The 18,871-nt window shown below is 49.7% G+C and carries 10 protein-coding genes; 4 read left to right on the top strand and 6 right to left on the bottom strand.

Features of this window, described 5'->3' with window-relative positions; genetic code table 11:
* Positions 1–14: 14 nt before the first annotated feature.
* The 5 genes from A3848_RS22085 to A3848_RS22065 form a co-directional block, all read right to left on the bottom strand.
* Positions 15–4,073 carry an HNH endonuclease gene (locus tag A3848_RS22085; protein WP_256702521.1) on the bottom strand — a complete coding sequence of 1,353 codons (4,059 nt, stop codon included), beginning with the start codon at positions 4,071–4,073 and terminating at the stop codon, positions 15–17.
* Between the two features lie 224 nt (positions 4,074–4,297).
* Positions 4,298–5,092: a DUF1906 domain-containing protein gene (locus A3848_RS22080; protein ID WP_074087016.1), complete on the bottom strand. Its 795-nt coding sequence runs from the start codon at positions 5,090–5,092 to the stop codon at positions 4,298–4,300.
* A gap of 46 nt (positions 5,093–5,138) precedes the next feature.
* A complete protein-coding gene (locus A3848_RS32445; RefSeq protein WP_074087015.1) occupies positions 5,139–5,405 on the bottom strand; it encodes a hypothetical protein in 267 nt (88 codons plus the stop codon).
* A gap of 121 nt (positions 5,406–5,526) precedes the next feature.
* Positions 5,527–13,014, bottom strand: a complete 7,488-nt coding sequence (locus tag A3848_RS22070) for an HYR domain-containing protein (RefSeq protein WP_256702520.1) — start codon at positions 13,012–13,014, stop codon at positions 5,527–5,529.
* Between the two features lie 93 nt (positions 13,015–13,107).
* Positions 13,108–13,512: a hypothetical protein gene (locus A3848_RS22065; RefSeq protein ID WP_074087014.1), complete on the bottom strand. Its 405-nt coding sequence runs from the start codon at positions 13,510–13,512 to the stop codon at positions 13,108–13,110.
* A gap of 204 nt (positions 13,513–13,716) precedes the next feature.
* On the opposite strand from A3848_RS22065, the gene A3848_RS22060 reads away from it, so the two are divergent.
* From A3848_RS22060 to A3848_RS22045, 4 genes are all read left to right on the top strand, one after another.
* On the top strand, positions 13,717–14,151 hold the full coding sequence (locus A3848_RS22060; protein ID WP_256702519.1) for a sigma-70 RNA polymerase sigma factor region 4 domain-containing protein: 435 nt from the start codon (positions 13,717–13,719) through the stop codon (positions 14,149–14,151).
* A gap of 29 nt (positions 14,152–14,180) precedes the next feature.
* On the top strand, positions 14,181–14,309 hold the full coding sequence (locus A3848_RS33060; protein ID WP_244169865.1) for a hypothetical protein: 129 nt from the start codon (positions 14,181–14,183) through the stop codon (positions 14,307–14,309).
* 119 nt (positions 14,310–14,428) lie between these two features.
* Positions 14,429–15,379 (top strand): serine hydrolase domain-containing protein, encoded by a 951-nt coding sequence (locus tag A3848_RS22050; RefSeq protein WP_074087012.1) that lies wholly within the window; start codon positions 14,429–14,431, stop codon positions 15,377–15,379.
* A 915-nt stretch (positions 15,380–16,294) separates the two neighbouring features.
* A complete protein-coding gene (locus A3848_RS22045; RefSeq protein ID WP_178382056.1) occupies positions 16,295–17,959 on the top strand; it encodes a methyl-accepting chemotaxis protein in 1,665 nt (554 codons plus the stop codon).
* Between the two features lie 76 nt (positions 17,960–18,035).
* On the opposite strand, the gene A3848_RS22040 is transcribed toward A3848_RS22045, so the two are convergent.
* The gene (locus tag A3848_RS22040) at positions 18,036–18,797 is read right to left on the bottom strand and encodes a CPBP family intramembrane glutamic endopeptidase (RefSeq protein ID WP_074087010.1); all 762 of its coding nucleotides are present in this window, start codon (positions 18,795–18,797) and stop codon (positions 18,036–18,038) included.
* Positions 18,798–18,871: the final 74 nt, after the last annotated feature.

The raw sequence follows: 18,871 nt of genomic DNA, 5'->3' as shown, positions 1-18,871 counted from the left end.
AGTCTCCTATTTTATTATCTCAAACCGGAATCTCTTTGCCACTTTAAGACTTTATTCTGAAAAACCGTAGCTTCAGTATGGTTAGGATTGTTTCCAAAAAGATAGATTCCACTTTCTGTCTGATGAACCTTTAATATTTTCGCCTTTTCTTTACCTAATCCTTTTTCATGATAGAAATCTAGATCCAGGTCAGAAAGTTCTTTTTTCTTAATCGTTGATTCACCAGTAAATTGGATGTTGTCTTGAATATTTTCTCCGCCAAAAGCCAATCCTTGTCTGTGATGTCCTTTTTCAAGGTCACCACTACTCACCAAAGAGTTGTACTCTTCTCGTGCGACTTTCAAATCATTCTTTTTTACGATTATCGATTCGTCTGGATTTGGGAACCAATCTGGATTTTCTTTATATCTTTTAACTGCTTCGTCATAATGAGGTCCATAAACTTCTTTACCTTTCAGGACCTTTTCACTAATTTCACTAGTCGGTTTCTTCCCAGCAAGTTCAAGCTCTTTATATTGCTTCTCATCGACGTCCTTCATCGTCCCGTCAACCAGCAGCACCCAAGGATTAACCTCGCCATACAGACGGATATGCTTACCCTTGCGCTCCAGCTTGAACCGCTTGAACTTGAACTTCTGCAGAATCCGGTCCACCAGACCCTGGAGCTTTTTGGCCCCCTTCATGAGCCCCTTTTGCAGGCTCTTGATCACGATTTTGCCATTGCGTATAATCATGCTGCCGCTCTTGGATGCGAGCTTGGCTCCAGATTTCAGCAAGCTCTTGATGCCTTTGACTCCTGCACCCGCTACTTTCTTAGCACCAGTGGCCGCAGCTCCAACGCCTTTCTTCATGGCTTGTCCGGCTTTGTTCAGCCCTTTGCCGATGGCCTTGAAGCCAAGCTCCATCGCCAGCTCGACAAGTCCCATCGCGAGTGCGGTTGCCAGCGCAATGGCAGCCGGCTCGATCATCTTCTGCCAGCCTTGGCTCAGGTAGGTGCCAATGTAGCCGGAAGCTTGAACAATAGTCTGGGCGACGGATTTAATCGCATCCGCTTGCAGATACACCGTAATCAGGTTGATAATCATCGGAAGTGCGGCCGTGATGGCCCCGCCTGTGATGATCTCTGCAGCCACGACGCCAACCAAGATGCCTGCAATGGCAGCCAAAAGCTTCAATCCATTACTCTTCATCCATTTTATTACATATGATTTAATCTGGTCAAACAGCATTTTCGCATTGCCCGCACGGAGCTTCGCGCCGTCGGCAATTTTGCCCCCCAGGCTTTGCTCCGCCTTTCCGGTATCGAATTCCGCCATGATGCTGTCCATCGTGGCCGGATCGCGGCTGCCTGAGAGCTGCTTGCTCTCCCCTTCCTTGAGGTTCGCTTCCTGCACCAGTGCCGGGTCCATCTCACCCGCTTCGACCGACTCCATTTCGATGTCGTCTGCGGTAAGCTTCTCGTCCGCTTGAGGCTGACCGGTGTCCTGCGTATGCTCCGTTGCTCCGCCTTCTGCCGCCCCTGCTCCCATCGGCTTGGAGATGTCTACTCCTAGCAGATACTCCCACATCTTGCCTTCTAGATGACTGAGTGAACGCTTCGCCGCCTTACCGAGCGCTCCCATCCGGGCCAGGACATCCAGAAACGTAGCAATCAGAAGATTCCCCAGGGTTGAGATTAACTGGGTATAGAAGTTCTGCACCGCAGCAAGCGCCTGATCCACCTTCGCGGCCAGGAAGTCCATGACCTGTGTGACTTTGGTTTTGAGCTTCTGCGCCAGCTGGTTGACGGCCTTCACGGCCTTGTTGACGACGCCGTCAATTTTACTGCATATTTTGGCGGCGATGCCCGGGAATTTGGCAAACACCACGGAGACCAGTTTTTTGAGCAGCGTACCCAGGCCTTTGATGAGGGTGGTGATCAGCTTACGGCCCAGTTCGATAATGCCCAGCACGGCTTGTTTGGCTTTTTCAAAAATAAACTTCACCGCTTTGCGGAGGCCTTCGAAAATGAAGTTGACGGCCTTCTTAACGACCTCAACCACCGCTTCGAGCTTGTCCTTCACCCAGCCGAGGAAGCCGCCCTTCTTTTCTTCCTTGGCCTTTTCCTCTGCATGCTTGCCGTCCGCATCCTTCTTGGCTTTGCTGTAGGCTTGGGTAGCTTCCCGTTCCGCCTCGGACTGTTTTTTCTGCGCTTCGCGTTCTTTTTCGGTCCGGACGCTGTTGATCTCGCCCTTTTTCTGCTGCGCGGCCGCTCCTGCCTGTCCGGCATAGTCGGCTTCGGCTGCATCCAGCTCGTTTTTCCATTCGCCGCGCAGGTTGTCCACTTCCGCCTTGGCCCCGGCCTGCTGGCTGAGCTGCTTGTTCTTGGCATCGGCTTCCGCCTGCTGGATTTGCGCATGGCTGTCTGCTTTGGAGATCAGCACCTTGCTGTCGAATTTCGCTTTTTCTTTGCTATATTCAGCCTGCTTGGCGCCAAGCTGCTTCTTCATTTCTGGAGCAAGGCTGCGATTGAGCCCGGCAGTCATGTCCGCAGGCACTCCCAGTACAGGAAGCTTCTTAGCTCCGGGTGCGTTGCCGCCCTGCAGCTCTGCGGAAGCCTTCACCGTAGAGCCGTCCGGCTCGGGATAGATGTCATTCTCACCAAACGGAGTATGGATCTGGCCCATCTCCGCCTGCTTGGCTGCCCCTACCTGCTGGGACGCCTCCTGATTGAAGCCTTCGATCTGGGATGGATCCGCCTCGCCGGTCATGCTGATGCCCGGCGGCTGAGCCGCTGCGGAACGGATTTCGCCCAACATAGCCTCAGGGTTACCTTCCGATCCGGAAGATCCGATGTTCATTCGCTCCAGGTTCCTCGTAGTCGTGGTCCCGCCGGTGCGCTCGCTCTTATACCCCTCCGGTGCGGAGTGTTTTAGTGGCGCTGGCTTTTTCCGGGCTTGAAAGACTTTGCCCTTCAGTCCCGTCGGTGCAGGAATTACCGGAAGCCCCTGCCGGGTCTTCTGCTTCTGCTTGGCAAAAGCCTCTGCGGAACCATCCACCGCCTGGGCATAGGCGTCTCCCATCTCTGTCGGCTGAATCCGGGTCAGCTGATCGAGGATTTGTCCCGGATCTTCGCCGTGAATGTTCACCTTCTTGGTTTTAGCGGGTGCTTCCTTACCCTCCCCGGCTAAAGCCCCTAGAGCATCTCCGAGTGAAGGTTCCTTCGCTGCTCCCTTTTGCGCGGGTTCCCCTTGGGCTTCCTTCGCTTCCTTTCCCGACTGCGATTCCACATCTGCCTTGGAATCTTTGCCTTCCTTTGAATCTTTGCCTTCCTTGGTGTCCTTAGCGTCCTTGGCGTCCTTGGCGTCCTTGCCGTCCTTGGCGTCCTTGGTGTCCTTAGCTTCCACCGGCTGTTCTTTCCCAGTCTCGTTAGCCTTCGAACCCGTTGCTTCGCCTTCGGCTGGCTGCGGAGCGGCTGCCTCCTCTTTCCCGTCCAGTTGCCCTCCATCTGCTGTTCCCTTGTTCTCTTCAGTAGCGGAAGGAAAACTCTTCGCCCGGGGTTTGCCCCACTTTTTGAATGCAAAGTTGCCCTTTGTCTTATTGCCGGACTGTTCATTCTGCTGCGCCTTCGGTTCAGTCTGAACGCTGACTTGTTGTACCTCGCTTTGTACCCGTTCCAGTTTCTGCTCTTGAGGTTGCTTCTGCTCACTTACTGACGGCTCCTTGGTGGCTGACGGTGTCTCTTGAACAGGTGCCGCAAGAGCAGGCTCCTGTTCAACCTGGGAATCCCCCGCAATCCCCTCCCCTTGCTCACCCCGCTTCGCCGCTCCCGCCTCACTTGTCTGCTTACTTTCCTTGCTATCCTTCAAACTGGATAACAACTGAACCACGGCCCGGTTGCCCAGGGTACGCTGGAGCGCCAGCTTGTCTTCCCGGCTTAAGGAAGCCGGATTCTGCCGGATACGCCTGATGATCTCCACCGGGTCCGGCAGCTTGGTTGCTGCTGGCTTCACAAAAGCCAATGAATTGCTATATGGTTGATGGCTACCCGATGTTTTCTCTTTTTCCTTGCTTACGGTTGCATGGGTCTGCAAGCGGATTCCCCCTTCTGTAAAAAATCGGTTCTATAGATTAAGTAAAATCCATAGCGTTTTTTACAGCCGAACGGGAAAATAAATCCACTTATTGTAACAATTCATAAAAAAGGGGGGCGGATAAAAGAAAAAGTATCAATTCCCCTCAAAATTAAAGTAAAAAAGCCACCCAAAGGTGGCCGTTAACAGCATTTTTGCCAAGTCTATATTATTTGTGGGTGGTCCTACTTTTCCTCCTCCACCGGTTGACCCGATGCTTTGCGTATTTCATCTGCCAGACGGTGGAACTCCTCTCTGGATTCCGGGCTTCCTGCCGCCATATAGGCGGCTTGAATGAAGGCGATGATCTTCTTCGCGTCCTCTTGGTTCAGCATGTATTCCTTCACCTCCCCGTCCGAATGGGTTGGCGTTGAAGGAACGGCTGCCAGCGTGTTCCACCATCCCGCATCACCGCTGGACAGATTTATATCCACATTCACGCCATGGATCGGCTGTCCCAGCCCTTTGGGACCATTGTCGTACTGATAGAGGTGTATTCCTTCTGCTTTCCGGCCTCTGCTCCAGGCATAGGTCTGCCAAAAGCCTGTGCAGGCCTTGGCTGCCATCGCCGCTTCAACGACTGCTGCGCTCCCGTATACACCCGTTCGGAACTTCGAGGAAGCCTCACCTGCAGCCTTGATATACTGGATTACTGTGTCCATCTGGCTTGCTGATGCGTCGAAATCCACTGCGAAGTAAATCCGGCTTCCTGCCGGCTGTCCAACAGCTAACGCCGTTTGCGCAGCAATCGCTCCGTCCGCCAATCCCGCAGATCGTCCGCCTAATGCGCGGCTGGCAGTTGTTTCATATACAGAGACAATTTGCAGGCCGGCTGTGCTGATAGCTGCCGCCTCAGACTTTGTGAGTCTTTTCCAGCCAGAAGGTACCAGGTACCGGCATACGAATTCATAACCATCCTCCCGGAACTTCTTCGCTAACGTCTTCGTCAGCGGTGCCGCGCAATCAAACCCTTTGGCCATTATCCATCTCCTCCTTCTTCAAAAATCTTCTTCTGCTGTTATTCTGCTACCCGATCACTAGCTTCAGCAAAAGCCCTACTGCCGCAATAAACAGCCCCGCGCTGCTGATGATGGTTCCCACCAGCCACCGTTGGCTTTCTCCTTGCCTGACCTTCAATCTGGACAGCTCATCCCGTATTTCATCCATCCGCAGATGTGCCGATTTGCTGCTCTGCATAGCCTCAAGTGCAATATCCCTTGCGCTGTTCATAATATCGAGCTTCGTTTCTACGCGGGTCAACCTTTGCAGAATTTCATTCATGTCGTCTGGCATATCGTACCCCCGGAATGGAGCTGGTTAATCTCTCATTAATAGATATAACTCCAGGCTGCAGCCATTCATACCGGACGTCAGCCTGGAAGCTGTTACAATGAATTACTTACTTCTCACTTGCTTACGGTTCCATACCAGCAATCAGATTGCCGGAGGCGTAAACCGTAATTTTATTGGTATCTGTATAATCTGTTGCCGGTGCATTGAAGGAATAGTCATTAGTCTGCGTGTAGTTGGAATAATTCAATTTCCAGAACCTGCATTGAATTTCTACTTTTTCACCCGGCTTCAGACTTCCGGCACCACTGGAGAAGCTGATCTCCAGGTAATAATCGCTACCGGTCTTGCTAGTGGTCTTTTGGAAGCTTCCTGTGATATAGGACTGAATGCTGCTGCTGGAACCCGATACCCGGGAGTAATCGGCATAGAAACCCTGAGGTTTCTCTCCATCAATGGTGTAGTAGTATCTAAGCTTAATGTTTGAGAGCTGAATGGTGCTGCTGCTAGTGTTCTCAAAGGATATTCTCGGAGCAATCGTATTCGTGATGCTTGTTCTAGTACCGTTGTACGATTGGACTTTAAATAACTGAGTAACGGTTACATACTGGACAGCGGTGGATACATTCCCATTCGCATCGGTAGCGGTCCAGGTGACAGCTGTCTTGCCTACCGGAAATCCATCGGCAGTAGCATCATTTTTCAACGTGTATCCGAAAATATCATTCACTGTAGCCTGGCCCAGGGTCACTTGTGTTTTGACGCCTGTAGCTATGACGGATACATCTGCTGGTGCTTTCAGCACAGGCTTCGTCGTATCCTTCACTGTGATCTTCTGAATACCTGTGGTCACATTTCCGTTCTCATCCGTAGCCGTCCATTTCACTTCAGTTACGCCAAGCGCATAATCTGCCGGAGCGTTGCTGGTTACAGTTACCTTATAAATATCCGTGCCTGTCGCTTGTCCGATCTCTACCGGCGTCTTCAATGCGGTCGCTTCGACCGTCTTGTCGGCTGGCAGTTTCAGAACAGGCTTCGTCGTATCTACCACGGTAATCTTCTGCACACCGGTAGTTACATTGCCGTTCTCGTCCGTAGCCGTCCATTTCACTTCAGTTACGCCAAGCGCATAATCTGCCGGAGCGTTGCTGGTCACAGTTACCTTGTAAATATCTGTGCCTGTCGCTTGTCCCGCCTCTACCGGAGTCTTTAATGCGGTCGCTTCGACTGTCTTGTCGGCTGGCAGCTTCAAAGCGGGCTTCGTTGTATCCACTACCGTAATCTTTTGTATACCGGTAGTTACGTTGCCATTCTCGTCCGTAGCCGTCCATTTCACTTCAGTCGTGCCCAATGCATAATCCGTTGGGGCATCCGATATTACACTCACTTTGTAAATATCCGTGCCTGTGGCTATGCCGATCTCTACCGGAGTCTTCAGCGCAGTTGCTTCAACTGTCTTGTCGGCTGGCAGCTTCAGAGCGGGCTTCGTCGTATCCACTACCGTAATCTTTTGTATACCGGTAGTTACATTGCCGTTCTCGTCCGTAGCCGTCCATTTCACTTCGGTCGTGCCTAGCGCATAATCCGTTGGGGCATCCGATATTACACTCACTTTGTAAATATCCGTGCCTGTCGCTTGTCCGATCTCTACCGGCGTCTTCAGTGCAGTTGCTTCGACTGTCTTATCGGCTGGCAGCTTCAGAGCGGGCTTCGTCGTATCCACCACGGTAATCTTTTGTATACCGGTAGTTACATTGCCATTCTCGTCCGTAGCCGTCCATTTCACTTCGGTCGTGCCCAGTGCGTAATCCGTTGGGGCATCCGATATTACACTCACTTTGTAAATATCTGTGCCTGTGGCTAGTCCAATCTCAACTGGAGTCTTCAGCGCGGTCGCTTCGACTGTCTTGTCGGCTGGCAGTGTCAGAGCAGGTTTCGTCGTATCCACCACCGTAATCTTTTGGACACCCGTAGTTACATTGCCATTCTCGTCCGTAGCCGTCCATTTCACTTCGGTCGTGCCCAGTGCATAATCCGTTGGGGCATCCGATATCACGGTTACTTTGTAAATATCTGTGCCCTTTGCCTGACCAATATCGACTGGCGTCTTCAACGCGGTCGCTTCGACTGTCTTGTCGACTGGCAAGATCAGATCCGGTTTGGTTGTATCCACTACCGTAATCTTCTGTATACCTGTGGTCACATTGCCGTTCGCATCTTTTGCGGTCCATGTGACTTCTGTTGTTCCCAGGGGGTAATCCGCCGGAGCGTTACTGGTCACGGTCACATCATAGATATCCGTTGCCGTAGCCAGTCCAATTTCAACCGGAGTTCGAACCGCTGTTGCTTCCAGAGCAATGTCTGCCGGCAGTTTGAGTACGGGTTTGACCGTATCCGTGATGGTTACTGTGACAATCCCAATCATCGCGTTTCCGTTCGCATCCTTAGCGGTCCATGTCACTTTAGTGGTTCCCAGAGGGAATTTCGCAGTAATGCTCTCCCCTGAAGTGATCGGGTCCTGACTGCCAAACCCCGGGGCATCCGTAGTTAAAATGACTGGAAACAGCTCCAGTACCTCAGGCACTTCCAGTTCCACCGGCGTTGCCAGCGCAGATGCTTCCTTGGTCAGATGCAATGATCCTTTGAATTTCAGCACAGGCTGCGTGGTATCCACTACGGTTATTTTCTGCACGCCTCTGACTTCATTACCGTTCTTGTCCTTGGCCGTCCAGGTGACTGTCGTAGTGCCCAGCGGGTAGTCCGCCGGAGCATCCGATGTCACAGTTACGGGGAAAATGTCTTTTCCCACGGCTTGCCCTATTTCGACGGTGGTTCGAATCGCTGTCGCTTCTACCGTCTGATCCTCAGGTACGCTAAGCGTAGGCTTCGTCGTGTCTACTACGGTAATCTTTTGGACACCCGTGGACACATTGCCGTTCGCATCCGTGGCAGTCCAGGTCACCTCGGTGGTACCCAGCGGATAGTCTGCCGGGGCATTGCTTACCATCGTATATTTGAAAATATCTGACGCCGTTGCCTGCCCGATCTCCACAGGTGTCTTCACTGCCGTGGCTTCCACGGTTTGATCCTTAGGTACGCTGAGCACCGGACGGGTCGTATCCACCACCGTGATCTTTTGCACCTTCGTGGCGACATTGCCGTTCTCATCGGTTACGGTCCAGGTCACCTCAGTGGTACCCAGCGGATAGTCTGCCGGAGCATTGCTTACCATCGTATATTTGAAAATATCTGCCGCTGTTGCCAGTCCGATCTTCACCGCAGTTTTCACCGCAGTCGCTTCAACGGTCTGATCCTCAGGTACGCTGAGCACCGGACGGGTCGTATCCACCACCGTGATCTTTTGCACCTTCGTGGTTACATTGCCGTTTGCATCTGTTGCGGTCCAAATAACCTCAGTTACGCCTAATGGATAGGAATCAGGTGCGTTATTGGTTATCGTAACTTTATAGATGTCCGTCCCTGTCGCCTGCCCGATCTCTACAGGGGTTTTCACTGCGGTGGCTTCCACCGTCAGATCCTTCGGCACACTCAGAACCGGCTTTGTTGTATCTACGACTGTAATTTTCTGCACCCCGGTGGACAGATTGCCATGCTCATCCGTAGCCGTCCAGGTGACTTCTGTTACACCAATAGGAAAGGTTGCCGGGGCATTGCTTTTGACAGTAACGTTAAAAATATCTGTAGCTGTTGCCATCCCGATCTCCACAGGTGTCTGTAATGCTGAAGCCTCTACCTGAACCTCATTAGGCACGCTGAGCACCGGCTTCGTTGTATCCACTACCGTAACCTTTTGTTTACGTGTGGACAGATTTCCGTTCTTATCCTTGGCCGTCCAGAGTATCTCGGTAACTCCAATAGGAAATGCAGACGGAGCGTTATGGGTAACCGATGCAATCCCAAAAATATCTGTCACTGCCGGCACCGCCAGCTGAACCTGAGTTTCCCGGCTGATTGCTTCCACCGTCAGATCCGCTGCTTCGGCAATGGAAGGTACGGTTGTATCTACTATGGTAATGGTCTGTGTTCCGCTGCTGATATTGCCATTGGCATCGGTGGCTTTCCAGGTCACAATGGTTTTCCCCAGCGGATAGCTTGCCGGAGCATTGCTTACGATCTCTACCGCAAACAAATCCGTTGCCGCCGCTTGTCCTATGTTGACCGGTGTATTTACCGCTGTAGCCTCTTTGCTGATATCTGCGGGTACTTTCAGAACAGGAAGTGTTGTATCTTCTACCGTCACTTTTTGTTTGCCTGTAGTTAGGTTACCGTGGGTATCCTTGGCAGTCCAAGTGACCTCGGTAGTACCCACTGGATAATCATCCGGAGCATTGCTGGTTACCGTAACCGGAAAAATATCTGTGGCCGTGGCGATGCCAATCTGAACCTGTGATCTTACTGCTGTGGCTTCAACCCGGACATCTGCAGGGATATGAATTTCTGGATCAGTAGTATCCATAACTTTTACATTCTGTGTGCCTATGGCCACATTACCGCTCGCATCCGTAGCCATCCATGTCACCTTGGTGGTGCCTACCGCAAAATCAACTGGCGCATCGTTAATCACAGTAGTTTTGAATAAATCAGTTACAGTGGGCTGACCGAGGGAGACTATGGATCTGACGGCCGTTGCTTCAACTGTAATATCTGCTGGTACGCCTAGAACAGGTTTGGTCGTATCCACGACCTTGATCTTTTGAGTACCTACGGTGGTATTGCCGTGCTCATCGGTAACTGTCCAGGTAACCTCGGTCGTTCCCAGCGGGAAATCAACGGGTGCATTATTGGTAATAGTCACCGGGAAAATCTCGGTAACTATCGGTTCGCCGATGTCTACCTTCGTTCTTTCTCCGGCCGCTTCTGCTGTCTTATCACCTGGCAGCGTAACTAGCGGCTTGGTGGTATCTGTGATCGTAACCGTCTGTGTCCCCTTGGTGCTGTTGCCATTCTCATCGGTGGCTGTCCAGGTGACCAGTGTTTTACCGACAGTATAGCTATCCGGGGCATTGCTGGTAATCACGACCTTGAAAATATCCGTGGCAGACGCCTGCCCCAGTGCTACCGGTGTCTTGATTCCGGTGGCTTCTGCTGAAATATCCTTGGGTACCGTCAGCACCGGAACGGTGGTATCCGTAACGGTTACATTCTGAACGGCTTTCGTTACATTGCCATGCTCATCTGTCGCTGTCCAGGTGACCTTGGTAACCCCTACCGTAAAATATTCCGGGGCATCATTGACTAACAGAACGTCGAATAAATCTGTGGCCTTAGCCGCTCCAACCTCCAGCTTCATCCGCGTGTCGGTTGCTTCAATACGGATATCCTGCGGAAGCGACAATACAGGCTTGGTTGTGTCCGTTATCGTAATCAGCTGTTCCGCTGTCGTGACATTCCCATTCTCGTCCTCAGCTCTCCAGATCACCTTGGTGGTTCCCACCGGGAAATCCGCTGGCGCATTATTTGTAATATTCACTTTGAAAATGTCTTCCGCTGTTGCCGTCCCCACAGAAAGCGGAGTTCTTCTGCCCGAAGCTTCTTTCGTGATGTTTGCAGGTACGGTAAGCACCGGCTTGATCGTGTCAACCACGATAACATTTTGTGCCGCGGTAATCACGTTGCTGTTCGCATCCGTAGCCGTCCATGTGACCTTGGTCGTACCCATGGGAAATTCCTTTGGAGCATTGTTAACTACAATAACCGGAAAAATATCCTTTGCCGATGCACCGCTGACGATAGCCGGTGTTTTTACAGCGGTCGCTTCGACTACGATATCCCCTTGTACAGTGAGTACAGGTTTGGTTGTATCTTTTACCGTTACTTTCTGCACTTGTGAAGAGATGTTCCCTACCGGGTCCACAGCGGTCCATTTCACGGTTGTCGTTCCTATGGGAAAATCGGCCGGGGCATCGTTCGTCACGATGACATCCGGGATGGATACATCTTGTACGGAGGCTTTACCAATTTCGACAGGTGTACGGACTGCCGTTGCCTCCGTATTGATATCTGCCGGTACGGTAAGCACCGGAATCGTTTTGTCTATTTTCACTTCAGTTTTCTGCACGGGAGTACTGTTCCCCGCCTGGTCTACAGCCCAGAACGCGAGCGGTGTGACACCCTCAGTCTGAACGGCAAAAGTTGCCGTTGTTCCGGCTACAACCTTCTCTTCTCCGGATGCACCCAGAGCATAATGAATTTCCTTGACCCCTGAGTTCACATCAGAGGCGGTGAGAGCGACTGTGACATTGGCGCTATTCCAGCCTTTTGTATTCGGCTCAGGGCTTATTATGCTGGCAATCACCGGACCGCTTTTGTCAATTTTGACTGTTACGGTTTTGACAGCCTCGGTATTCCCGGTTCTGTCCACAGACCAATAGGTGACTGTAGTTGTTCCTTCCTTGCTGATCTCAGTATCCGCACTTACGCCCGCCGTTTTCACCGCATCATTTTCACCCAGCTTATAGTAGATGGAATTGACACCCGAATATGGATCTTCTGCGGTAAAGTGAAGTGTGACCTTATCGTGGCTCCAGCTGCCGGATTCCGCACCTGCTGCAGTTACGGTCGTAACCGGGGCTGTTTTATCAATGTTAATGGGACCAAAAGTGGCGATGGAATAATGGTTCTTATCCTCATCACTGGCAGCTGAGCTGTCGACCGCCTTACCGGTAGCGATCTGACCCGCACCTTCAGCGGTAAAGTTCTGGTCCGAAGTCAGTGATCTGATCGCAGACAGCGTATCGATTGCCGTGTAGTGAACAGTCACCGAATGATTGGTCCATGTTCCGGCAATGTAAGGCGCTCCCGCATCGGTTAGTGCAGATGCCGTAATCGCCGGCGGTGTGGTGTCGATCAGGTTTGACCCCACAGCCCCGACCTCCACGCGGAAGGTGACCGGTTGAAGGCCCGGAACCGTGGCTTTGACCTCCATCGTCTTGATCACCCCGGTGCTCTTGGAATAGACCTGGTACCCTTCTCCCGCGTAACTTGTGTAGGTGTTAGCCGCAGAAGCATACCCATTTGCATCCGTAACAACCGTGATTCCGGTACTGTTCAGTCCGCGCATTACCGCGGTGATCGTACTGTCTTCAGAAGCAGTGAAGGTAACCGGAACCCCGGCAAGCGGGTTGCCGGCCAGATCCTTGACCGCAACAACCTGTGGCAGCATAAATCCGCGTCCGCCGGGAATGACGCCCGAAGCCTGCGACAGCTTCATTTGCTGCAGCAGGGGTGATACTGCGGTCATCGACCCTTCCACATTGCTCACAGCGAGCAGACTCATCTGATAGGCTCCGTGATGTAAGATAACCCCGAGTGTTGGGTCTAGCCCATACACCGAATCATATACGGATTGGTAGACGGAATCCCTGACTGACAAGACATTTCCTGTCTGCTCAGCGGGAGGCTCTGTACCATACACTGCCCCATATGCTTTTCCTGCTCCCGCATCCTGTGGGCTAGTGGAGAACATTTTCTCCGATCCAAACACAGCACCGGGAGCCAGCATCAGGATCAGGAGCGTGAGGCATAACCATTTAGTGATGATGCCTAGCCTTCTTTGCTGTACATGCTTTCCTCTTCGTTTCGAATGTTTCATCATGCATCCCCTAACTTTTTTAGTGATAAGCGTATCGATTATGGCGAAACCTTGCTCCTCCTTTACTTAACAAAGGGAAATCAGAGCAGGTTTTTACAACTGTTTATTGCGGTTCACATAAACTTCTATTTTCGTTTCAATCCAGGCTTCGAGGTCACCGATCGCAAGGCTCAGCTCTTCTTTGGCGGCTTCCCCCAATATGGCTACAGCCCTCTCTTTGGCAAGATTGAACGATTTCTCCATCGCCGCTGCGTCGAAAGAGCCCTGCTGTTTCAGCCCTTCCACGAACGTCTGGTTCACCGCAATTACCGCAGATTCAATGGCATCTGAAGCCCGGTTCAGAAGCTTGTTCACAGCCTCGTCGCCTATCCTATCTTCCAAGTGGGCAATTTCCCGTTTGGTATACGCAATAATAGATTTCGCCATTAGACCCAGCAGTGGAATAACCAGTACGGTAAGAATGGTATTGATGATCTCCGGTGTAAAATAGTCCTTCAAGTTATCGCCTCCAATAAGTGTAATTTCGACATACTCAACCTTATTTTTCCTCATAAAGAAAGGTAAATCAGAGGCTATTTTTACAACTTTGCTAATAAAAATAGTAATCATGTAAATTTATGTTTTTGATAGTTGTGGAATCTATGGAATATTCTACTTGTTATATGAGGAGATAAATCAGCTGATCTATCCTATGCTTAACAAATGGAGGGATCGGGCCTGGGGGAACAGGCTGTGCTGGTTAATCTTTTGTGCAAAACTGAACATGGGGGAGTAGTCATGAGTACCTGTGAAGATGAGTTAGTTGAAACCTGCAGAAAACTATTAAAACGCTCAGCTTGGAGAATCCAGTATAAGACTCGCATTCAACTGATAAGAGAGAGCAAACCGCTGTATGACAATCAGCTCTATGACAACAGCTTTGAGAGCCTGGTGATTTCGAAGCTGTTTGTTGACGAGCTTCTGGAAATGATTCCTTGGGAAAAATGCAGGTATATCATAAAAAAAACAGTGATTGACGGCATGCCGGAGCACGAGGTTGCGATCGAGCTACATATGACTCAACAGGGGGTAAGCAAATGGAAGCGGAAGGGACTAGAAATTCTGAAGGAATATCTCATCAATTCGTCGAGACTGTAAAAAAAGCACAAAATGGAGACAAAGCATCCATGGAGGATATTCTTAGCCTGTTCTCGGTAGATATCGAATATTTGTCTAAGTTCATCATGCTACCCCGCGAAGAGGCTATCCAGACCTTGAAGATCGAACTTATTAATATTGTATATCAGGATTTATAAATATAAAAAGCTGTCCGGAGCAATCCGGGCAGCTTTTTCGTTGTTACAGATTGTCCGCAGCCCAATTGGGGTATTATATCAACTGGTGGTATGATATCCCTTCTGAAAGGGTGAACGGTATGAATCTGATGACATTAACTGCAGTTATTGCCCCTTTGCATTTGAGAAGCTGCCTGATCAGCCTCCAGGGCGAACCAAAATTTGAATATTATAGAAATGACAGCACAGCTACAGAGATTGCCAAGATCAATTCCTGTACCAAAAGTATACTCTCTTCGCTAATCTGCATCGCAATGGATCAAGGCCTGCTCCCGGAGTCTTCATCGAAGGCAGCCGAATTTTTCCCGCAGCTGGGCCGGGATACAGATAAGCGCAAACAGGAGATCACGATTGAACATTTGTTAACCTTGTCCGCAGGTTTTCGCTGGACTGAATTTGGCGGTCAGAATTCCTTTCCGAAAATGACCCGCTCCCCAAATTGGGTAAAGTATGTACTGGAGCAGCCGCTCGCACATGATCCGGGCACACACATGGAATACAATTCCGGAATCTCGCAGATGTTATCGGCCATTCTGGTCCAAGCCTCAGGAATATCAACGGCACAGTTTGCCGAGCAATTTCTGTTCGGACCTCTTGGCATTGAGAAGTATCACTGGGAAACGGATCCTCAGGGCATCCACACCGGGGGGTTCGGGCTTCAGCTGCGGCCAAACGACTTGCTGAAATTTGGGGAGCTTTTTTTACATGGGGGAGTATGGGAGAAGAAGCAGGTTATTTCTCGTAAATGGGTAGTGCGTTCAACGGCACCAGTAATCCTTGCCGAACCTCCCCGCCGCGGCGGGTATGGCTGGCATTGGTGGACTGACTCTTTTCCGTTAACTGCTACAGACGGAGGTCTGCCAACTGCCATGGATTATTATTACGCCCGGGGGTACGCTGGACAGTATGTATATGTACTTCCGGAGATTGAGGCTGTCGTGGTTCTGACCCAAGACAACAAACGCGGCAAAAACAACCCACCTGTTGATGTATTCCGTGAACACATTGCGCCTCTGCTTATTCAATATTAAATTCATAGGAACGCATAAATCCCCGTTCACCTTATAGCAAGGTAACGGGGACTTATGTGTTAACTCCTGTATGCACTTCAATCATTTCCTCCAAGTAACAAGCCATATCCCTGACATGGTGATTGTTCTCATATTCAAATTACCGTATTACCCGTTCTCTCCTGTCCGGAGTTATAATCCATGTCCTGCATATGGGGTGAATTCCCACGTACACGATTTCACGAAAAACGTTTTCACTGGCGTTTTCCCTGCTGTGAACATCGTATCCGTACGCTTCGCTAACCTTTTCTGGTGGAATCACGCTCTTTCTTCCGCAAGATCACTCTTGCTTGAATGAACAGCTTTTTCCTTCAATAAAGATTTGCTGTGGTTTCCCGCATCCCCACGGTCTGCCGAAAGATGTTGTCACATCCACCTCTCTACCCGCAGCCGATTCCGGCATGCTTCGCTAACTTAGTACATTGGATTCTCTCCTCTCCTACATTCATTGCTAAATTTAGGAATGAGACAGTCACCCTGGTAACCACTGACGTTTGCTTTTGTGGTTCCTGTGGTGATGCCTTTATTCTAGCGCATTATAGGTATTATTTAAAACTTCATAGAATTGTATTTATTCGCCTATTTCCCGATATACGGTGATTCCCATTCCTGGTCTTCCTAAATCTAAGTAAAGCTGCATATTTCGCAGTTTTGTAAGCGTTTTCGTACAAACTGAACTTTGAGCTACAGCAACGGCAATGCAGCCTGCCCTGCTAGGCTTTTTTTACATTTAGTAAGTTGCGGGTGAATTGTATATAATTTCACATGTTCTATGTTATACTTGATAAAAGTATATTGTACGCAATTTACTTTCATCAGGATTATAAATAAATAATGAGGTGGATTTCGTTGAAAGTTGCTAACAAGATTATCATTATGGCTAGTATTTCTCTGATTGTTGTAACGCTTATCATTTGTTCTGTTTTCTACTCTCAGAGCAGGAAAGCCGCTATCAGCTCTGGAGAAGAAAAGGCCCAGGTCGTTATCCAAGCCTTTGACTCGACTTTATCCGGAAAGGAATCGGCAGCGGAGCTTCAAGCTTCACTGGATAAACTAAAGTCGGCTGACCTTGAAATTGTAGATTTTAATATTTACAGCCTGGATAGCCAGCCCAAAGCGATAGCTTCCATGGATGCGGCAGAAATTGGCAAACCTGCCGATAAGGAAGACATTGAGGCAGCCAAGGAGAACCGCACGGTAACCCTATTGGATAAGAATATTGTGGATGTTACTACTCCTTTACATACGGACGGAAAAACTACATATGTTGCCGGTGTTCAGTTTGACATTGCAGATAAACTGGAGGCTTCCGTAGATTTAGTGTATTACATCATCATAGTATCTTTAATTTTGCTTGTTCTGGTGATGCTGGTTTTTTGGCTCTTGGTCCGCCGGTTTTTCACTAAACCTCTAGGTGTCTTTGTACGGTTCTCTGAGCAAATAGCTGCCGGTGACCTCCGCGCGGATATTGAAGTACTTAATAACAGCCGCAAGGATGAGATCGGAATATTATCCCGTTCCTTTTACCAAATGGTCTTTAATCTGAAGCACACGCTGGAACAAATTTCACGTTCATCCAGCCGGTTAGCGGATAACGCCAACCAGATATCACTAATCTCCATTATGGCAAGCAGAACAGAGAAAAGCATCGCCGCTTCCCTTGATGAGATCGCGAAGAACTCCAAGGAACAATCTGCTTCCATTGTAGAGAGCTCCTTGGGAATCGATGAAGTGGCCAAGGGCATCGAGCAGATCTCCATGAGCACTGAGGATGTCGCCCATGCATCAGCATCCTCTCTCGCACAGGCTGAGCAGGGGCGGGTAATCATTCATGAAACGCAGCAAATGATCGAGAATCTTGTTCTCGATTCCAGTGAATCCGTAGCAGTTATTGAACGTCTGGGGGAAAAAACGAAAGAAATTGATGGAATCATTGAGCTCATCTCACAGATAGCATCCCAAACAAATCTGCTAGCCTTGAACGCATCCATAGAAGCAGCCCGTGCGGGCGAACAAGGAAAAGGCTTCGCTGTTGTGGCAAATGAAGTGAAGAAGCTTGCGGAGAAATCCAAAACTGCTTCTGACCAAGTATCCGCAATGATCCGCTCCATTCAGGGCGAAACAGAGGCCGTCGTACTTCAGATTAACCTTAGCTCGGAAAAAACGGCAGAGGGCTTAAATGTTGTCCAAAAAGCCGGCAAAGCGTTTGAGCATATTACAGAAAAGGTAGATTCGGTTAACAGCCAGATCATCAATGTTTCTGCCATAGTTGAAGAGATCTCCTCCAGCTCCGAAGAGATCGCAGCTACGATCCAGCTCATTTCCAATAACGCAGAGCTGTCCAGCGGAAAAGCTGCGCATGCGGCACAAGCCACCGTCAGATCTATGTCGGCGATGCAGGAAATGATGGATTCCACCCGTAGCCTGACCCAATTAGCAGAGGAGTTGGATAATCTGGTCAACCAATTCCAATTAGAGGTACAGGCAGCAGCTGACCCTGAAACAGATACGGATTCCAATGAGGAACCGGATGTGGCATAGCAGGACAAATTCATATGCTGCACCAACCAACCGGCCCGAAGCAGGAATTACTCCTGCTTGCGGGCCGGTTGGTGGTTTACATCGATAGGCTATTCGATTTATTTCTGCGCGTCAATACCACATATAGGTAAATTCCATACAGCAAATATAGAATATTCAGCAGGGACACTATCAGAATTTCCTGATCCAAATTTTCATTACTGACCATGGCAAGTGCATCATAGATAAAATGAAAAACGATTAAGGGAATAATATTGTCCGTAGTTTCTATTAAGAGCGCCAGAATAAAGCCCAGCAGCAGCGCATTGATGACCTGAAGAATGATATGTATAAATTCAGTTCCGTTAAGCGCATTAGCCATATGCAGAATGCCAAAAAACACGGAAGAAAAAACAATATAAAACACGGGCCCTTTGTGACGAAGCTTCTCCCGGATGATTCCCCGGAAAATCGTTTCCTCTGTAAATCCGACAAAAACCGTTAGCAGCAGAATACTCAAGATTCCGATTCCCGAAAGTTTGAGATTGATTCCGCTCATAACCGGCTGAAGCAGCGCGATAATCAGCAATGGTATGTAATACAGCGCCTGCTTATCCTTCGCCCCGATTCGTTTTTGGAATCCATAGCTGCCGAATGGACGTTTACTTCTGGTCATGTACACCGTGATGATTACGGCCATGAGCAAAAAGGCGCAAGCCTGGGCAAACCGGATTCCCGTGTCGTCAAGCTCCATGATGCTTGCGGCTACTGATGCAACGGATACCAACAGGGTCAGCAAAATGCCAAGCATAAGTGAAAATAAAACCGGATGTCCTTTATTTACGTTGTGTTCTTTCATAGCTCGTCTCCTTTATTAATCATTTACAGTTTTCATTGGCCTACCAGGTCAATAATGGATTTATTGTAATACTT

Source organism: Paenibacillus sp. P32E (genome assembly GCF_001909085.1).
Lineage (GTDB): Bacteria > Bacillota > Bacilli > Paenibacillales > Paenibacillaceae > Paenibacillus_AQ > Paenibacillus_AQ helianthi.
The sequence above is the reverse complement of the archived record's forward strand: the minus strand, read 5'-3'. Positions and strand labels throughout refer to the sequence as shown.